The 18,316-nt window shown below is 31.7% G+C and carries 19 protein-coding genes; 13 read left to right on the top strand and 6 right to left on the bottom strand.

Annotated features, from left to right (window positions below):
* Positions 1-59: 59 nt before the first annotated feature.
* From Q0829_RS25370 to Q0829_RS25345, 6 genes are all read right to left on the bottom strand, one after another.
* On the bottom strand, positions 60-1,076 hold the full coding sequence (locus Q0829_RS25370; protein WP_298548351.1) for a TrkA family potassium uptake protein: 1,017 nt from the start codon (positions 1,074-1,076) through the stop codon (positions 60-62).
* Positions 1,073-1,294, bottom strand: a complete 222-nt coding sequence (locus Q0829_RS25365; protein ID WP_298548349.1) for a PspC domain-containing protein — start codon at positions 1,292-1,294, stop codon at positions 1,073-1,075. Before Q0829_RS25365 ends, Q0829_RS25370 begins: the two co-directional genes overlap by 4 nt.
* Before the next feature lie 17 nt (positions 1,295-1,311).
* Positions 1,312-2,604 (bottom strand): DUF2851 family protein, encoded by a 1,293-nt coding sequence (locus tag Q0829_RS25360; RefSeq protein ID WP_298548347.1) that lies wholly within the window; start codon positions 2,602-2,604, stop codon positions 1,312-1,314.
* Between the two features lie 418 nt (positions 2,605-3,022).
* A complete protein-coding gene (locus tag Q0829_RS25355) occupies positions 3,023-4,003 on the bottom strand; it encodes an AraC family transcriptional regulator (RefSeq protein WP_298548346.1) in 981 nt (326 codons plus the stop codon).
* Positions 4,004-4,162: 159 nt separating this feature from the next.
* Entirely contained in the window at positions 4,163-5,524 is a 1,362-nt protein-coding gene (locus tag Q0829_RS25350) for a pyridoxal-phosphate dependent enzyme (RefSeq protein ID WP_298548343.1), read from the bottom strand.
* 272 nt (positions 5,525-5,796) lie between these two features.
* Positions 5,797-7,038 carry an FtsX-like permease family protein gene (locus Q0829_RS25345; RefSeq protein ID WP_298548342.1) on the bottom strand — a complete coding sequence of 414 codons (1,242 nt, stop codon included), beginning with the start codon at positions 7,036-7,038 and terminating at the stop codon, positions 5,797-5,799.
* An 8-nt stretch (positions 7,039-7,046) separates the two neighbouring features.
* Here Q0829_RS25345 and Q0829_RS25340 point away from each other — a divergent pair, with 8 nt between their 5' ends.
* From Q0829_RS25340 to Q0829_RS25280, 13 genes are all read left to right on the top strand, one after another.
* Complete coding sequence (locus tag Q0829_RS25340) at positions 7,047-8,381, top strand: DUF1343 domain-containing protein (protein ID WP_298548340.1); 1,335 nt, start codon at positions 7,047-7,049, stop codon at positions 8,379-8,381.
* Positions 8,382-8,561: 180 nt separating this feature from the next.
* Positions 8,562-10,778 (top strand): tetratricopeptide repeat protein, encoded by a 2,217-nt coding sequence (locus Q0829_RS25335; protein WP_298548339.1) that lies wholly within the window; start codon positions 8,562-8,564, stop codon positions 10,776-10,778.
* Entirely contained in the window at positions 10,753-11,397 is a 645-nt protein-coding gene (locus tag Q0829_RS25330; protein WP_298548336.1) for a response regulator transcription factor, read from the top strand. The genes Q0829_RS25335 and Q0829_RS25330 overlap by 26 nt, the downstream gene beginning before the upstream one ends.
* Positions 11,398-11,751: 354 nt before the next feature.
* Positions 11,752-12,174, top strand: coding sequence for a hypothetical protein (locus Q0829_RS25325; protein WP_027393777.1), 423 nt, complete (start codon positions 11,752-11,754; stop codon positions 12,172-12,174).
* 123 nt (positions 12,175-12,297) lie between these two features.
* Entirely contained in the window at positions 12,298-12,642 is a 345-nt protein-coding gene (locus Q0829_RS25320; RefSeq protein ID WP_298548335.1) for a zinc-ribbon domain-containing protein, read from the top strand.
* A 30-nt stretch (positions 12,643-12,672) separates the two neighbouring features.
* The gene (locus Q0829_RS25315; RefSeq protein ID WP_298548334.1) at positions 12,673-13,362 is read left to right on the top strand and encodes a Lipl32 family lipoprotein; all 690 of its coding nucleotides are present in this window, start codon (positions 12,673-12,675) and stop codon (positions 13,360-13,362) included.
* 111 nt (positions 13,363-13,473) lie between these two features.
* Positions 13,474-13,671 (top strand): hypothetical protein, encoded by a 198-nt coding sequence (locus Q0829_RS25310; protein ID WP_298548332.1) that lies wholly within the window; start codon positions 13,474-13,476, stop codon positions 13,669-13,671.
* A gap of 20 nt (positions 13,672-13,691) precedes the next feature.
* Positions 13,692-14,459, top strand: a complete 768-nt coding sequence (locus Q0829_RS25305; RefSeq protein ID WP_298548330.1) for a hypothetical protein — start codon at positions 13,692-13,694, stop codon at positions 14,457-14,459.
* 17 nt (positions 14,460-14,476) lie between these two features.
* Positions 14,477-15,514, top strand: a complete 1,038-nt coding sequence (locus Q0829_RS25300) for an SPFH domain-containing protein (RefSeq protein WP_298548327.1) — start codon at positions 14,477-14,479, stop codon at positions 15,512-15,514.
* 30 nt (positions 15,515-15,544) lie between these two features.
* Positions 15,545-16,624 carry a DUF6620 family protein gene (locus tag Q0829_RS25295; RefSeq protein ID WP_298548325.1) on the top strand — a complete coding sequence of 360 codons (1,080 nt, stop codon included), beginning with the start codon at positions 15,545-15,547 and terminating at the stop codon, positions 16,622-16,624.
* 135 nt (positions 16,625-16,759) lie between these two features.
* Positions 16,760-17,395: a hypothetical protein gene (locus tag Q0829_RS25290; protein ID WP_298548322.1), complete on the top strand. Its 636-nt coding sequence runs from the start codon at positions 16,760-16,762 to the stop codon at positions 17,393-17,395.
* A gap of 37 nt (positions 17,396-17,432) precedes the next feature.
* The gene (locus Q0829_RS25285) at positions 17,433-17,978 is read left to right on the top strand and encodes a hypothetical protein (RefSeq protein WP_298548319.1); all 546 of its coding nucleotides are present in this window, start codon (positions 17,433-17,435) and stop codon (positions 17,976-17,978) included.
* Positions 17,978-18,301 (top strand): hypothetical protein, encoded by a 324-nt coding sequence (locus Q0829_RS25280; protein ID WP_298548316.1) that lies wholly within the window; start codon positions 17,978-17,980, stop codon positions 18,299-18,301. The genes Q0829_RS25285 and Q0829_RS25280 overlap by 1 nt, the downstream gene beginning before the upstream one ends.
* Positions 18,302-18,316: the final 15 nt, after the last annotated feature.

The raw sequence follows: 18,316 nt of genomic DNA, 5'->3' as shown, positions 1-18,316 counted from the left end.
AAGATGCTAAAAAAAACAATTGTTTACAATAATTTAACGATTAAATCTTTTGTAATAGTTTAAATATTAAATTCTTTATTCAGTTGATTTACTTGTTCTGGACGACCTATGATCACTATCTTAGAACCTGGGCTTAAAATTGTATCTGCTCCTGGATTAACTACATAATCTCCTTCTGGTGATTTATACCCAATAATAGAACAACCTGTTTTGGACCTCATATCAATTGTTCTAATAGTTCTTTCTTTTTGATCATCAAACATATCTTCAAAAGAAACTTCTTCAATGTTTATAGATTTTTTTCCAACAATAGAAAGATTATCCAAGAACTCAATCAAATCGGGAACCACAACCAACGAAGCCATATGATCTCCTCCTATTCTATCCGGCATAATTACATTATCCGCTCCTGCCAATCTAATTTTTTTATAAGATGCATCTTGTGATGCTCTACTAATTATTTTTAAATTCTTATTAATTTGTCTTGCTGACAACACTATAAAGAGATTATCTGCATCCTCTGGTAATGTACAAATCAAGGTTGCGGCTTTCTTAATTCCTGCTTCAATTAATACATCATCTTCTGTAGCATTTCCTTTAAGAAACAATAGCGTTTCACTTTGGTATCGCTGAATAATATCCTCATCTTTTTCAACTATAATAAATTTCTTATTATAGGCCGTTAATTTTGCTGCTGCCTGTTTACCATTGCGACCATATCCCACAATAATGATATGATTTTCTAGTTGATGTATCATTTTTTGTATTTTACGGTTTTGCATTCTTTTTGGATCATTTTTGCTTACTATATACTCAGTTATTACTGAAACTGAATACGCAAAAATCGCCACACTAGTAGATATTAAAAATATTGTAAATAACTTACCGTTATCATCCAATGGTTGAACTTCTCCAAAACCTACAGTGGTCATTGTGATCACCGTCATATATAAGGCATCTACCCAGGTATAATCAGAAATATAACGAAAACCCAATACTCCTGTAACTATAACAACAATCAGCAAGATTAATGCTATATATATTCTTGGTCTCCCCCAACTATATAGCTTTATCATAGATCAAAAACTGAAGTTCGTTTTGTATACACAAGATCCTTTAATTTCAACCAGAAAGCCATATTAAGGTAAATAACAAAGCCTAATCCTACTGTAGCAAAAGTCAAATAAATAAAAAACAAACGTACATTTTTAGCGCGCATTCCTAATCTATCTGCCAGCCTGCTAGAAACGTAAAAACCGTTTCGTTCTAAAAAATGTCTTAGATTATAAAGCATAATGCAAAATAATTATATTATCCCAAACTATCCTCTCTATTCAATAAATAATTACCAATAGAACACTTTAGACAAGCTTTTTTATCGCAATAGTTATTCTTAAGTTGAATCATAGATTGAGAATGCAAAGCATCCTCCATGTTAACTCCTAAACTAATAAACTTATCTGATATCGTATTCTTTTCTACTGGTAACTGTGATATCAGTCCGAAGATTTCTTCAGAAACATCTTTCCCCTGGCTTTTTGCATATAAAAATTTTATAGGAATAACTGTATTGATTAAGATTAAATGAACGAATGACTTTGTTACCTTTTTCTTTCTTGCAGAAGATTCTTTATCAAAAGTATAATGCGTTTTCCAAAAATCACTAGTACTTGTATCAAATAGTTTATAGAATTTTTCCAGATCACTAGTTGTAATAATCTTACTAAATAGTTTCTTATTTTCAAAATAAAGGTTTGCCAGCTGAGATATCCGAATCGTTGGAAAATTAGAAGGTCGTAGTCTAAAAAATTGAAAAGGCAAAACACCGTGGTTTTTTAATGTGAATTTATTTTTTAAAAATTCATAATACTGAAGTAACTCCTTAACATATGGAACATCCAAATCTGAATTGAGTAAACCAGCTTGACCATAAAACAAAGCTTCTAAATACTTTAGATTATTGCTACACTTTCTAAGAACTGAAAAATCAAAGGAATTAGCCAAACTTAAAAAAGGATCACTATTAACTTTAAGCCCGAAATTCTTCGCTAGTAATTTAAAAAGAACTGTTTCCCAATCATTAGAAGACTTATATAACAATTCTTTTATCAATTCAGATTTCTGTTCTAATCTTTCTAAATACAGTCTTTCTTGCCAATTAAAAATTATAAAATCAGACACATCACAAAGCTGCTTTTCACATTGAATCCAACTCGTATCTTTATTTTGAAAAAGTTTTTGATATTGAGACAGTATGTTTTTATCGATATAATCTTTAAGCTGTAACGCAGGGATTATAGAATTATCCTTTCTAAAAACTTCTACATCATTTTCCCATACTACATGTAATATAACATTATCATAGGCTGGATCACATTCGTGATGATGGACATACCAATCACTTGACTTACTATGAATCTCCACATTACCTGCCCATTTTTGATTATCAATCACCAATTGAGTATTAAAAAAATCAGGTCCAGAATTCATCTGATTATGCTCACCAACTTGTTCAAGTACAATAGGTAGTAAGTTTGTAGTTTTTAGATTTGAAAAATTAAACTTTTTGTATTTCCATAGGTAGTGCAAAAACTCTTCCTTCATACTATCATTAATTATTAATTTTAAAGAAAACCTCTTGATTTCTATAGTTATGTGTAATCAATAATTAAAATGTTACCATTTTTGATGTATTTAAATAGTAAAAAAAACTTTTTGAGCTTATTAGAAAGAGATATTCTCCCTTAATATCATACTATAACTCAGTAAATAGTACTATTTCTCCTATTATAGTTCTTAAAAAAGACTTAAATCTGGCAAAAATGTACTATTGGTAAGATTTTATGTATTAATGGAAATTGTTACAATTATTTCATTTCTTTAATTTGTTATCAGAAATAGGGAAGATAATTTCAAAAAACATAAAGATTACAAAATCCTAAGCTTAGTTGAGTTTGTGTTAGGTTATAGATGGTTGTCATTTTTTGACGACCATCTTTATTTTATATCAATTAGTATATAATCAAATTTGGATATCCGGATAGACGTCGAACTTATTAAAAAAAGCTTTTTTGAATTTTGAAGAATTCGAATAATTCAGATTATCCATCACTTCTTTAATAGACAAACCTTCTGCAAATATCATATTATAGGAGCTTTCTAATTTTTTATTATTAAAAAATTCTAAAGGCGTTTGATCATGAATCTCTTTAAACATATTGAAAAAATTGGTACGACTCATATGCGCCATGGATGCCAATTGATCTACACCAATAAATGGTTCGTGTAAATTATGCTCTAAATAATTACTAACTTTATAAATGTTACCAACTTGTGAGCTATTTATATTAAACGGATTACTTTCTGTTTCCCACATTAAAACATCTTTCCAGAACGTTTCTAGTAAACGGATTCCTCTTGCTATAAAAAATAAATAATTCTCTACCTTATTAACGTCTGGAGAAACAATTTGATCAAATAAGACTGACTGTTTATACGAAAGGTAAAATTTATTAATATGTTGATGTGAGTATCTAATATAACTATCTACCCTTTCTGCCATATCGCTATTTTTAAGAAAATATGGTTTTATATATTCACTTTTCAGAACAATCATAATAGATTTCACCTCAGCTCCTTTAGTGATATAAACTCTTTCGCCTTGTTGTGCATCCATACATCTCATATTTCCTGGAGTATAACCATCAGAGTATGAGCTTATGATTTCATTTTTCTTTATTTGATGGTCTAATGAATACTTTCTAAAATGTAAAATGATATCCTTTTCTGCTATAGGTTCTCTTACATACTCTATATCAACATGTGCTTTATAATTATTAATAAAAAGAAAAACCTCTGGAGATATTTTATAATAACTTAAATATCCTTCTCCAATCTCAGGAGGAAAATAGATTCTGTCGGTGGTTCCTTTCGGATCTAATTGAGATCTAAAATAGTTCCTTATTTCATCTATATCAGAAAAGTCAAATGAATATTTTTGCATAGTCCTAAGATTTTATACGAATCTTTCTATATAGATTGAAATTTTACGATTAAGTTGCGTAAAACAGCATCTAAATTAAGATTAATGTATAAAAACAACCCCTATATCAGCTTGTCAAACTAATAAAAGGGGTTCCTTACCTGTTATAAATATAATAATTTATTTTATATGACTGATAACATCATATTTTGTGATGATATGATGTTTCCCATTATCAAGAGTTACAAGAACAGCTGGATTACCATTTTTTATTAATCCAGATATTTCATCAAGCGATGTGTTTGCTTTTACTATTGGAAAAGGATCGTTCATAATCTCCCTAATTGGAGTATCACCTGTATTTTTATCTTCAAGAAACGCAGTAAACAAAGCACTTTCGTCTACAGAACCGACAAAACCTTCACTGTCTAAAACTGGTATTTGAGAAATCTGAAATTTACGCATGCGTTCTATTGCGTGAGAAACCAACTCTTCAGTTTTTACCGTGATTAAAGGCTTTTCTATGTGATTTTTAACTAAATCAACTGCAGTAGATACTTCTTCTTCCAGAAAGCCGCGTTCTCTCATCCAATCATCATTAAACATCTTACCTACGTAACGACTTCCATGATCATGAAATAATACAACCACTACATCATCCTTAGTGAAATGATCTTTTAATTGTAGTAGCCCTTTAATAGCTGCTCCAGCACTATTACCGAGAAACATTCCTTCTTCTTTAGCAAGTCTCTGTGTATATACCGCTGCATCTTTATCTGTTACTTTCGTAAAACCATCAATAATCGAAAAATCTACATTCTCAGGTAAAATATCTTCTCCAATACCCTCTGTTATATATGAATACACCTCATTTTCATCGAACACACCTGTTTCATGGTATTTCTTAAAAACAGAACCATATGTATCTATTCCCCAAATCTTAATATTTGGATTTTTTTCTTTCAAATACTTTCCAACTCCAGAAATTGTTCCTCCAGTACCTACTCCTACAATGAAATGAGTAACTTTTCCATCCGTTTGCTCCCATATCTCTGGTCCAGTACTCTCGTAATGTGCTTTTGCATTAGAAGGATTATCATATTGGTTTACATACCAAGAATTTGGAGTTTCTTCTGCTAATCTTTTAGAAACAGAATAATAAGACCTTGGATCATCAGGCTCCACGTTCGTTGGACACACCATCACTTTGGCGCCAACTGCGCGTAGAATATCCATTTTTTCTTTGGATTGTTTGTCTGCCATTACACAGATCAACTTATATCCTTTTACAATAGCTACCAGTGCTAATCCCATTCCGGTATTACCAGAAGTACCTTCGATAATAGTACCTCCAGGTTTTAATCTTCCATCGGCCTCAGCATCTTCAATCATTTTTAGAGCCATTCGATCTTTTACCGAATTTCCGGGATTAAATGTCTCATATTTTGCTAATACAAGCGCATCTACATCTTTTACCAAAGGATTCATTTTTACCATAGGTGTATCACCAATGGTTTCTAATATATTATTTGCGTACTTCACAAGCTTATTAATTTATTATAGTCTCTTGAATCTATTTCACGTATTAGAAAATCTATTATATCTGAAAGTTACTGCAAATACTAACACCATACTACTTTTTTAAATTTAACTGCAACTATATCTACAGTAAAATCAAGAAGAAGCACGTACTTATTGCATCTTAAAGCTTCATAACGAAGTCCCAATATATAAAATAGGTTTATTTGTTTTTTATGCGGTGCAAAGATACAAATACAAAGTCATTAAGTAAGAGGAAGATGCCTTATTTGCTACTATTGAAATCTTATTGCTTTAGAAGGTGATATTTTAGCAATTACATAAGACGGTATAAGAAGCATTGCTAAACATAATATAGTTGTTCCGATATTAAGCAAAATAATATATCCTACGCTTATATAAATTGGTGCAGTACTTACATAATAAGTAGCGGGATTAAGGCCTATAACTCCATAATATTTCTGAATAAACAACAAACTTATACCAATAAGATTACCCCAAAACAAACCGAGAAGAATTAAATATCCTGCGTTATATAAAAATACTTTTCGAATACTCCAATCATTAGTTCCTAATGATTTTAGAATACCAATCATTTGTGTTCTTTCTAATATTAAAACAAGTAATGCTGTAATCATATTGATTCCTGCTACCAATATAATAATTCCAATAATCCCAATTATGTTCAGATCAAAAAGTTTAAGCCATTCAAAAATGCTACCATACTTCAGAGCAATTGTTTGCGCCTCTAAATCAGATGGAATACTTTCATAGATCTCTTTCCCTTTTTTATCTATTTCATCAAAATCATCAATAAAAACCTCAAAACCTCCTACTTCTCCATCCTTCCATTTATTCATTTTTTGGATATGCCTTATATCAGCAAAAATAAATTTCTCATCAAATTCCAGAAAACCAGAATCGTATATCCCCACAATTTCGAAAGCACGAATATTCGCTGGAATTTTAGAACTCGAGTTTTTCTTTAAAAAAACCGTATTCGCCTTATCCCCTACTCCCAAACCTAATCGTGATGAAGTATAAGCTGATATTAATATCTGATTATTTCTCGGATCTGTAAAATCGGGTAAAGTACCTTCTATTAAATACTCTTTAAAATACGACCAGTCATAGTCATCTCCGATTCCTTTAACTACAACTCCTTCAAAATCATCTTCAGTTCTAATAAGACCTCCTTTTGTAGCAAATCCCTGTATGTGTTTAATACCATTTACATCAACAAAGTTTGGATAAAAGTGTTGGTCTTTTTTAATAGGAATCAAAGATTCTATACTATTATTATTATCATAACTAGTAATAATAACATGTCCATTAAATGCTGCAACTTTTTCTCGAATTTTACGTTGTAAACCTATACCGGTAGCAACCGTTATTAACATCATAACCATCCCGATGGAGATAGCAAAAATGGCTATTTTTATGATTGCAGACGATATGCTACTTTTATGTTCCTTACCTTTGATAAGGCGTTTGGCAATAAAATATTCGAAATTCAAAGTTATCTATGGTTTTTATCAGAAATGCATTCAAAAATACGTTTTTATTCTTTTTCACGCTGCTTATTTCTTGTGGAAGCGGTACAAAAACATCATCTCAAACTACTCAGGAAGGCGAAATGCCTATTATCAATCAAAAAAGTGTCATTTCTGAAAGTCAAAAACAAGATTCTTTGGACATTTTAGAACCAATTATTGTAGGAGCTAATCAAACCGAGCTCTATCTGCCTTTACTAAAAGATAAAAAAGTAGCCATTGTTGGTAATCAGACTTCTGTCATTTTCAAATTTCCTAATCTAGGCCCTCTTTTACAAACAGAAGGAGTTACTTCAACTACCTTACAACAATATACCCATTTGGTAGACTCTCTATTGTCAAGAAACATAAATATCCAAAAGGTTTTCGCCCCAGAACATGGTTTTAGAGGTAAAGCTGATGCTGGCGAGCTGGTGGCAGATGAAAAAGATATTAAAACCGGATTACCTATTGTTTCTTTACATGGCAAAAACAAGAAACCTCCTGCAGAAGAGCTTTCCAACATAGAAATTATGGTTTTTGATATTCAGGATGTTGGAGCAAGATTCTACACCTATATCTCGACGCTACATTATGTAATGCAAGCTTGTGCAGAAAATAATATTCCTTTATTAATCTTAGATCGCCCTAACCCAAATGGACACTATATCGATGGACCTACCTTAGAACCAGAACATTCTAGTTTTCTGGGAATGCATCCCATTCCTCTAGTTCATGGTATGACTATAGGTGAATATGCAAAAATGGTAAATGGCGAAGGTTGGTTAGGAGATGGTTTAAAATGTGAAATCAAAATTATACCTGTCCAAAATTACACACACCAAACGTTTTATAGTTTGTCTATAAGACCTTCTCCTAACTTACCAAATGATATATCGATAAATCTTTATCCAAGTCTTGGTTTTTTTGAAGGGACAACCATAAATGCCGGTCGTGGTACAGAAATGCAATTTCAGATTTTTGGTTCTCCTGATTTCCCAATTGATCAATATGATTTTGCATATACTCCTCAACCCAATTTTGGATCCAAATACCCTAAACATAAAGGAGAGGTTTGTTATGGAAAAGATTTAAGAAAAACCGAGCGCCTTAATAGCATAAATTTACAATGGTTGCTTAATGCCTATAACAATTCGAAAAACAAAGAAGGCTTTTTTAACACTAAATCATTTACAATACATGCAGGAACACCAAAACTAGAACAACAAATAAAACAAGGATATACAGCTCGAGAAATCAAAAAAACCTGGATAAAAGACCTGGAAAAGTTCAAAAAAGTAAGAGCTCAACACCTTCTGTATGAATAACCCTACGTTTGATATAATAAGTCCCCTGTTTTCAGGGATACTGTTAGTTTTATAAATTAATACCTTTGACTATTCAAAAAAAATATTAAAATAGTGATCTAGTTATCATGCGCATCTAAATTTATATAATTCTAAAATAAATGTGGATATACAATGGTATCGAGGATAATCCAAAAAAAAATGAAAGCAGTCAATTTCATCATATTCCCTTCTTTAAGAAACGCCATCAACCTAATATTCTTATTGGTTTCTTTGAGTATTTATGGACAAATTGACACTAAACGAACTTTCCCTTACCCCATTAAAGGAGAAAGAGAAATTATAAACGAACTTAAAACTTTAGCCAACACTCCTAATAAACGAGAAGAGAGTTACCTAAAAGCGCATAAACAATTAAGGAAAAAAGCAGTTAAAAGTAACCGGTTTAAAGCGGATTTAAGTTTGATTTTAAGTTCTTATTTTAGAAGTATCTCACAGATTGATTCTGTAAAATACTATGCAAAAAAAATCCTTGAGCTGAAAGATTTTGGAAACGATACTCTTAAAAGCAATATCTATGGGCTTGCATACTTCACATTAGGTCAAGCAAATAGTTTCATAGGATTACAGGAAAAGTCGAAAAAATGGTATTTTAAAGGTATCGATATTTCACAAAAATATGATGATGAACGCATCTACTATATAAATTCTTTTGGTTTGGCTAACATCTACATTGCCGCCAGCGAGTATGATTTAGCTTTGGACATTTTAGAAAAATGTCAGGAGTACAAAAAAAATGAAGAAATGGTATTTGGTTCTATAGTAAATATAGCCAATATTTACGGGTATAAAGAAGAATTTGATAAGTCAATTAAGTATTTCGAAAAAGCTAGAGAAATTTGTATACAAGCCAATAGAATAGGTTGCATCGGAACAATTTCTGTAAATATGGGAATTACGTACAAAAAACTTGGAGATCTTGATAAATCGCTCCTTTCTTTTGATAAAGCCTTAGAAATTGCAGAAAACAACAATCTTGACCGAATGCTAATTATTGGGGGTGTGGAAAAAGGACGTCTTTTAACGGAATTAAATAGAAACCAGGAAGCTGAAGATATTATGCTTACTGCCTTAGATATAGCAATAAAAATAGGTTTCTTAAGTGAACAAGAAAAAATTTATTTACGTCTAAAAGAAAATGCCATTTCCCAAAAAGACTATAAAAAAGCATTAAGTTATCATGAACAATACGATAAAGTTTCAGACTCTACGCGAACACTTGATAAAGATAAAGAAATCAATGAACTAGAAATAAAATACAAAACATTACAAAAGGAAAAAGAAATTAGATTTTTACAAATTGAAAATACCAATAAGCAATTGGAGTTAGCAAATCGAGAAGAAGCGATAAGCAATCTTAAACTTAAACAAGAGATAGAGCATAAAGAGAATGAAATTTTGAGAAAAGAAAATAAAAATAAATTATTAACTTTTCAGAACACTACAGAAAAAGCATTAAAAGATAATATCATTCTTAAGAAAAATCAAGAGATTAAAGACGCACAATTAGCTATTCAGCAAGCAGAAACTGTCAGACAAAAAGGCTTTAAAAATTTCATCTTATATTCTTTTTTAATACTTTTAATTCCCGTTATCGGTTTACTAGTTACCTATTATCAAAAAATAAAAGCTCAAAGCGAGTTAACAAAAAAACAAGAGGAGATAAACGAAGAGAAAATTTCATCCTTACTAAAAGATCAGGAATTGAAAGTTATTAAAGCCTCTATAGAAAGTCAGGATAAAGAAAGAAAACGTATTGCACAGGAATTACACGATAGTATCGGAGGAAATCTTGCTGCAATTAAGCTTCAATTAAATAATTCTGAAAATAAAAACAAAGGCTTACTTAAGAGTATAAATACTCAAATAGATGATACTTATGAGTTAGTTCGTGACCTTTCTCATAACTTGATCCCTAAAAAATTTAGCAAAAACAATTTTTGTGATATCCTTGAAGAATATTTCAAAAACATAGGTGGAGCGAGTAGTCTTACCACTTCATGTAGTGTATACCCTAGAAAAGAAATTGATTTATTAGGAGAAGAATTACAAATAGAAACTTTTAAGATCATCCAGGAACTCATCACCAATAGCATCAAACACGCAAAAGCATCTTCTATAGAACTGCAACTCAATTTGGTCGAAAATGAGTTAAGTATTTTATTCGAGGATGATGGCGTAGGTTTTGATACTACTAAAAATATAGAAGGAATAGGATTTAGAAATATAAGAAGTAGATTAAACAAGATTTCTGGAACTATAGACATAGATTCTAGAATCAAAAGAGGAACTATTATTAATATAGAAATTACCAACTTAACAACTACCATAAATGAAATACAACCTAATTATAGCTGATGACCATAAAATGTTTTTGGATGGCTTATTAAGCATTCTGAATTCTGAAAAAGATTATAATATTTTGCTGACAGCCAAAAATGGCAAGCACATTGCTAAATATTTAGAAATCAATCCAGATGAAAAAATAGACTTGATTATCACTGATATTACGATGCCAGAAATGGACGGTATCGCTCTTAATAAGATTGTAAAACAAAGAAAATCAAATATTAAAACTCTGGTAGTTAGTATGCACAATAATCCAGAAATGATTGACAACCTTATTGAGCATGATGTTGATGGTTATGTACCTAAAAATGCTGAAAAAGAAGAACTTCTTAAGGCAATACAAACTATATTAAAAGGAGAAAAATATTTTTCACGTGAGATAAAAGACATTTACATGGAAAATAAGTTTTCTAAAAAAAAGGACGAAGAAGTAAAACTTACTCAAAGAGAAGTCGATGTAATTACACTAATTGCCCAGGAATTCACAACTCAGGAAATCGCTGATAAATTATTTTTAAGTAAACATACTATAGAAAGTTACCGAAAAAACCTAATTGCTAAGCTTAATGTAAGAAATCTCGCTGGATTAACTAAGTATGCTTTAAAAATGAATTATATACAAAACTAATTTTTTTGTAGCATCAAACCCTTATGATGGTATTAGGAGATAAATAACCAAATAGTTATCATCTATAGGGCTATTCATTATTCTTCTGCTTAAAAAAAATAGATCATGAGTCTGTACATGTAAAATTGATGATTCCTATCAATTTTCCTGGTAACAGATTTATCACTCACCGCTTATTTAGTAATTATACTATACAAAAAAACTTCCCTCACTGTTTTCAGGGTATTCATTTCCCCTAGAAAGGGTGTTTCTAATAGCCCAGATATATAACATCTTTGTACTGTAGCTTTTGATAAACAATATATCAAAGCTTACAGCATAAACTAATTACTAACCCTATAAAACCATAAAGATATGATCTGGGGAATCTCATTAATTTTATTAAGCATTTTAGCAGTACCATCATTATTGCTTTCAAAAAAACCTAACGCCAAAGAACTTTTAGAAAAAATCGAACCGTATCAAGGATGGATTGGACTTGTATTCTGTTTCTGGGGAGTTTGGGGAATCATTTCTGCCATCTTAAATCTTGGATGGCTTACTACATATCCAATCTGGTGGGTAACCTTATTAGCAGGTAACATTATTTCTGCAGTACTAGGGTTTATGTTAGGTTTTGGACTTATCAATAAATTTTTCTTATCCAAAAATGAAGCAGCAAAAGAAAAAGCTAACGAACTAAGAGCAAAATTAGCTCCTAAACAAGGTAAACTAGGAGTATTTGGACTAATCGTTGGTGGATGGATGATCGTAGCATCATTCCTATTCTTTACATAATACGTTAGTTAGTTGAAGAATGGAGAGAGAACGAAATCTTTCTTTAAGATTGAATGCTCTCTCCTATTCCTAACTCAAGTAAAGTTTCAAACCAAAAGAATATCTAACATACATTGATTTGCCATGATTATATTCGGAACAAGCTCTTCTACAATACATCCTGCAAAACTGGATGGAGGTTGCTGTCCTTTTTGTAAAACAAAAAATCAGATGTGGATTCAGGGATATAGAAAATACTTTCACGTATTCTGGATTCCATTTTTTCCACTGTGGAAAAAAATCTACTCAGTATGTAGTCATTGTAAAGGTGTTTTTGACAAAAAGGAATTTAAAGACCAAGAATTGACCAATAGTTTCGAATATTTCGAAAACAATAAAATCAAAATTCCTTGGTATCACTTTACCGGTATTATCCTTGTATTATCAATGATTACGTTGATATTCACATTATCATTTTTCACTAAATAAACAATTTTAAATTACACAAATTATCAAATTATGAGAACAAAAATTTTATTTCTATTAAGCATTATCGTACTTGGAACTTCAACAACCCTGCAAGCGCAAAAATTAAAAAAATTCGGAAGTTCTATCGAGAAAAAAATAGGACCAAAAACTATCAAAGTACCTTATACAGACGTAGTATCCTATCTCGGATATGCAGCTCCAGGCAACGAAGATGAAGTAAAAGATGGAAAAAAATTCTACTACATCTACGTATGGGTACCACTTGCTGCTCCAGAATTGGGAGTGCGAATGATGTCTCCTGTAGGGAAAAACAAAATTAAAAAAGCTACGATGTCTAAAGCATACGAGGAGAATGCTAAATCTGCTGATTATTTTGATACGTATATCACATTAGAACGTTCAGATATTATTAGTACTGCTAATATAAGTCAAGACGCAGTAGATAGTGCTAACTGGACTATTCTAGAACGTAATGATGATAGTGGAGAGATGCCAAAACAACCAAGTGGTAGTACTTATAACTCATTATTAAGATATAAAAGTGACATTAATGATCCTTTAAAAGCATTAACCGTTGGGTTGTATCGTATAGGTTTTACTACATATAAAACCGGAGAAGTAAAAGGTACTTTCTTAGCAGAAGTTGCGGCTCCAATAAAAATACCAGGTGTAGTAATGGCTAAAACCATTAAAGACCTAAAAACAGGACTTAGCAAATAATGTATTCCTAACAAACAAAAACTGGATAGTTATTCCTATGTTCAAAAAACATAGGGATAACTTTCTTTCACTTCTTCTTTCTAAAACACCCACAACTAAATCACTTACGTTATGCCAGACGATGCTGAAAAAAACAAAAAAGAAAAAAGTGTTCTCGATGATATATTAGGCAATGCTATTTCCTCTACCAAAAAATACGAAGAAACAAACGCTGGTCTCGAGACTAAAAAATGTAAAAACTGTGGTGCAGCCAGACCTAGTGATACAGATCTTAAATATTGTGATTTCTGTGAAAGTCAATTTTACTAAAACCTAATATACCTCTTGAGATGTCATTTACAACCACACAAAATAGATGGGATACTTTTCTAACCAAAATTGAAGATCGATTTCACGATGTACTAAGTAAAACAGAAGCTGCACTACCGCTACTGTTTGAAGCTACTGATTTTGAAACTACAACCTTCCATAATGCCTGGCAAGGAATATATACCCAAGCCTCTGATCTGATTTCTAAAATAGATTCGACCTGGTTCGACAAAGTAGAAGAAACCTTTTTAGATACCCATCTAGATGATGATTCTGTTCAATTCATCAAAGAACGAAATAAAGGGTTTCAACTTCAGCATGACCTGGATCAAGAATTAAAATCATACGAAGTTCGGATTTTTTCGGAAGCAGCAAAAAAACTACTGGTTGCCGTAAAAGAAACACTATCCAAAGACTTTTCTTGTACCCAATGTCAAGCAAAACTTCCTGTTAAAAATAATTTTTTCCGGTCTTATTATAGTACTTGCGATTATTGTCAAACAGTGAATACATTCGAGCCTGGAACCAAAGCAAGAAATATAGAACATTTTGCTATTAATGCATTAGGAGAAGAAGCTGCTCTCGAACATTATTTAAAATATGAACAGCTTAAATTTCAGAACTATCTAAATGATCGAGATGTTTATGGCAAAGACGAATTAGTAAATCAATATCGAAAATATATAGAAGCCTTTCTAAAGAAAAGGATCGAAATCATTCCTGATTATCAAGATCGATATGAAAAAGATCTTACCGCTAAAATGTCATTCATAATCGATTATTCATAAACAAAAAAAAGAAAAACATGTCTAATTCATTTAGTAATCAATTACGCTCAGTTATTGAGTGGCAAAACCCAAAATCAGATACTCTTTTTGAGAAATGGACTCAAAATGGTGATGAAATTAAAAATGCATCAAAACTGATCGTTGGACCAGGACAAGGATGTCTTTTTGTTTATGAAGGTAAAGTAGAAGGTTTTTTTGAAGAAGAAGGACTCTATGATCTTAAGACCGGTAATATTCCTTTCTGGACGACCATCAAAAACATCATGTATAAGTTCGAGTCTGCTCATAAAGTAGGAATCTATTTTTACCGAAAAGCAGAAATGCAAAACATTCGCTGGGGCACCCCTTCTCCAATAACCTATAAAGATCCTGTCTATAACTTTCCGGTTGGATTAGGCGCTTTTGGTAACTTTTCATTTAAGATTACTAAAGCTATTGACTTTTTTACTAATGTAATCGCTGGTGAAGATTATTACCCTGTAAAGGCAATACAAAAAGTGATTTTATCAAGAATCACACAACCTATAAGTGATTTTCTTGCCAAAGCATCCTTTAGTTATGTTGATATCGACAAACATCGCAATGAGATTGCTGAATTTTCTAAAACCTCATGCGAAAGTATTTTTAGCAAATTAGGTTTTGAACTTCTTGATTTTAGAATTGAGGGAACCAGTTTTGACGAAGAGACTAGAACAAGAATTGGCAGAATTGCCGATATGAGTGCCGAAGCACAAGCAATGAAAGAACTTGGTGTGAGCTATCAAGATTATCAACAACTCGAAGCACTTAAAAACATGGCAAAAAATGAAGGTGGTGGAAATCTGGGTATGCAAATGGGTGCTGGTCTTGGAATGGGGCAAATGATGGGAAATATGATGAACGGTCAGAATCAACAACAACCTCCACAACAACAGCAAAATAATCTTCCACCAACACAACCGAACCCGGATGATCCTATGCAAAAGCTAGAAAAATTAAAAAAAATGTTTGATGCCGGGTTTATTGATGAGCAAGAATACAAACAGAAAAAACAAGAAATATTATCTCAATTTTAATTAAAAAACAAATTATAAAACCAACATATCATGAGTAGCACAAATGAATTATATCAAAACGTTTCGGGGAAGCAAAAAGATGAATACAGAGATTATCTAACAGTACTAGATCGTATGGACTGGCGCAGTTATGACTATACCACCTGGCCTTGTGCTGATCTATCTTTTCCGGATATCGCAGAAGATGAAGCGTGTGATTTATGGCCTTTTAAACCTAATCTAAACGAACCTCATTGGGTAGATCTTAATAGTCAATTCAGATCAGGAATCAGAAGATACGGATATGCTAATAGATTCGAAATGCCAGAACAAGTACAAGAACTTTCTCATAGTGTTGCCAAAGAACAACTTTCTGTTATTCAAGAGCTTCAACATAGTAATCCAGATGAATTTAATACTCAAATTAAACAATTTGGATTTTCTGATGAGAAACATTTTTCTTGGGGAGTTTCGCTTTTGGATTCTGCAGAAGAGCAGGCATTAGATGCTGCTGATGATTTTCTGAAAGAACAAAAGGCAAAACTTGATGCGCAAATGGATGCGCATATAGAAGCTGCTTCGGAAGGTGGATTACTAGATCCAATAAACGGAATCGATATGGAAACCTGGGCTGCTGCAAATGCAAAAATCGCTGGTGGCATGGATCTAGAAGATGTTCTGAAAGTAGTAGGTACAGAAAAACCAATTTGGGATGAAGTTTCTGCAGAGTGGACTGCTAGAATGTCTCAGGACACAACGTTTGCAATTTCAAAAGTATATGGTGATGCTTTTATGAATTCTGATATCGGTAAATTCGCATCATCAGAAACTAATGAAACATCAGAAACAAATACTTCAACAAGCGGAAGTGCATTAGAAAAAGTCACTGAAGATTTCGAACTATATATAAAAATTATGTGTCATCAAAACATGGGTGCTGCACAAGGAAAAGATGCCGCTTCTATACTAAATGAATATGGACTTAATGTTACCGACTGGAGTTCTGTAGGAGCACATTGGTCTACAAAAATGGCTACCGATACTCGTATGGCATTAAAAATGGGAGAACTTATGGAAAAATACAATGCTGAGTTTGCTACAGCAGGAGCTGGAGATGATATAGATTTCTAGATGACAATGACCCGAAATTAGTCAATAAATTCCATGACATTAGATATAGTTAACACTTGATGAAATCGGGTCATTTGTTTTATGAAATAATAGTATATTTCTAATTCATATGATCAATACAACAAATTCAAAAAAATGAAATCAATCCTTTTACTAATCACATTATGCATGCAAATGACATATTCTCAAAACACGAAACCAAACCAGGAAGTAAAAAGATTAATTGAATTAGGAAGAGATCATATTATTGATTTAGCGTTAAAAAAAATAAAAGAGCAAGAAACATCCGACGTCAAAAAAGATGATTTCCATTTCATTAAGGTAAAAGCTAATGATCAAAGCATATTGGTAGAATTGGGATATAACGTATTATACTTGCCCAAAAACGCTAGTTATTATTCAAGTATTTTGGTAGAGTTCCCATCTAAATTAGTTTCTAAAAGTAGCGTAAGTAATGATGGAGAAAACACTACTTTTTATCAGCCAACATCAGAACATTTAAGAGTAATTAATTTCTTAATGAATCCTAACGGAACTAATACCGATGTTTTTCATAAAGGAATGATGTATCCACCAACGATTATTTATGAAAAAGAAAAGTTTTATTTGGTAGAATTTTCATCGCGAGATCCCTATTTGGGTGGAAGCTTTTCTACCGAAGAAGTAGATAAAGAAACGGGGGAAATCCTTTCTACAATGAGTGGACATTATGCACCGGCTCCAAAAATACCTGGTGAAACTGAAGAGGAGTTTATTGAAATCATAGAATAAATAATAATTCCTATGCTAAAAATTTATATTCGAAATTATGAAAGCTTTAAACATCATATATTTTAAGTTCTATATTCTATTCTTACCCTTACTATTTTTGAGCTTCAATAGTATTGAGCTTATGCATAGTCCTCTTCAGCAACAATCCATGTATCTAAAATCAAAAATCAAGAAGCAATTCTTCTATTTAGAGGTATTTGGAAAAGGAAGCGATGTAGAAATTCGATTAAATGATATACCTGTTTGTAAATTAAAAACAGATAGTACTCCGACTGGATATGGTAATTCTTCTTCTAACGTTCAATATTATATAATTCCCGGAATCAATACATTGTCTATTTATCCTCTAACAAAAAAAGGGGAAACAACTATTCGTTTAGTTCAGTTTTCAAAAGGAGATAACACCAATAACGAAAGTAATGAAGAAACGCTTGTAGAAATTGAAAACGACGACACTCCTATTCATAAAAAAGTAGAATTTTCTTCAAATATAAAAAGGTGGTCTTGGATGGATACAGATAGTATAACTGATAAAAAAGTAAGGAAGAAGCAATTACCTTCTCTAAATCATTCTATAAAATAATGGAGCAGAACAACATAAGTGAAATGATTGCTGCTGCGGATCCTATACTTAGTAATGAGCTCATATCTAAACCTGATCTTAAAAAAGAGAAACTGGTTAAAGAATGGACAAAAGGTTTGAAAATGGCATTTACAGATCAAGATGTATATGATGATATTGATTCAATCTCTATTAAATTGACTCCAATTGCAAATGGGAAACTTTTTGAAGTGAAACGAGAAGATGGAAGTTTTTTATTTCGTACATCTGATAAAAACGAATTTCCTGTAGGGTTTAAAAGTATCATTGGTCGTAAAAATGGTGTCTGGCAATTTTACAATTAGCGTTACAAATTAAAG

It is taken from the genome of uncultured Aquimarina sp., assembly GCF_947492405.1.
In the GTDB taxonomy this organism is placed as follows: domain Bacteria; phylum Bacteroidota; class Bacteroidia; order Flavobacteriales; family Flavobacteriaceae; genus Aquimarina.
This window is presented reverse-complemented; position numbering and strand designations above follow the sequence as displayed.

Bases quoted from the DNA above. Each gene is read 5' to 3' on its own strand.
- Q0829_RS25370 (WP_298548351.1), bottom strand. From the start codon at position 1,076: ATGATAAAGCTATATAGTTGGGGGAGACCAAGAATATATATAGCATTA.
- Q0829_RS25365 (WP_298548349.1), bottom strand. From the start codon at position 1,294: ATGCTTTATAATCTAAGACATTTTTTAGAACGAAACGGTTTTTACGTT.
- Q0829_RS25360 (WP_298548347.1), bottom strand. From the start codon at position 2,604: ATGAAGGAAGAGTTTTTGCACTACCTATGGAAATACAAAAAGTTTAAT.
- Q0829_RS25355 (WP_298548346.1), bottom strand. From the start codon at position 4,003: ATGCAAAAATATTCATTTGACTTTTCTGATATAGATGAAATAAGGAAC.
- Q0829_RS25340 (WP_298548340.1), top strand. From the start codon at position 7,047: ATGGTTTTTATCAGAAATGCATTCAAAAATACGTTTTTATTCTTTTTC.
- Q0829_RS25335 (WP_298548339.1), top strand. From the start codon at position 8,562: ATGAAAGCAGTCAATTTCATCATATTCCCTTCTTTAAGAAACGCCATC.
- Q0829_RS25330 (WP_298548336.1), top strand. From the start codon at position 10,753: ATGAAATACAACCTAATTATAGCTGATGACCATAAAATGTTTTTGGAT.
- Q0829_RS25325 (WP_027393777.1), top strand. From the start codon at position 11,752: ATGATCTGGGGAATCTCATTAATTTTATTAAGCATTTTAGCAGTACCA.
- Q0829_RS25320 (WP_298548335.1), top strand. From the start codon at position 12,298: ATGATTATATTCGGAACAAGCTCTTCTACAATACATCCTGCAAAACTG.
- Q0829_RS25315 (WP_298548334.1), top strand. From the start codon at position 12,673: ATGAGAACAAAAATTTTATTTCTATTAAGCATTATCGTACTTGGAACT.
- Q0829_RS25310 (WP_298548332.1), top strand. From the start codon at position 13,474: ATGCCAGACGATGCTGAAAAAAACAAAAAAGAAAAAAGTGTTCTCGAT.
- Q0829_RS25305 (WP_298548330.1), top strand. From the start codon at position 13,692: ATGTCATTTACAACCACACAAAATAGATGGGATACTTTTCTAACCAAA.
- Q0829_RS25300 (WP_298548327.1), top strand. From the start codon at position 14,477: ATGTCTAATTCATTTAGTAATCAATTACGCTCAGTTATTGAGTGGCAA.
- Q0829_RS25295 (WP_298548325.1), top strand. From the start codon at position 15,545: ATGAGTAGCACAAATGAATTATATCAAAACGTTTCGGGGAAGCAAAAA.
- Q0829_RS25290 (WP_298548322.1), top strand. From the start codon at position 16,760: ATGAAATCAATCCTTTTACTAATCACATTATGCATGCAAATGACATAT.
- Q0829_RS25285 (WP_298548319.1), top strand. From the start codon at position 17,433: ATGAAAGCTTTAAACATCATATATTTTAAGTTCTATATTCTATTCTTA.
- Q0829_RS25280 (WP_298548316.1), top strand. From the start codon at position 17,978: ATGGAGCAGAACAACATAAGTGAAATGATTGCTGCTGCGGATCCTATA.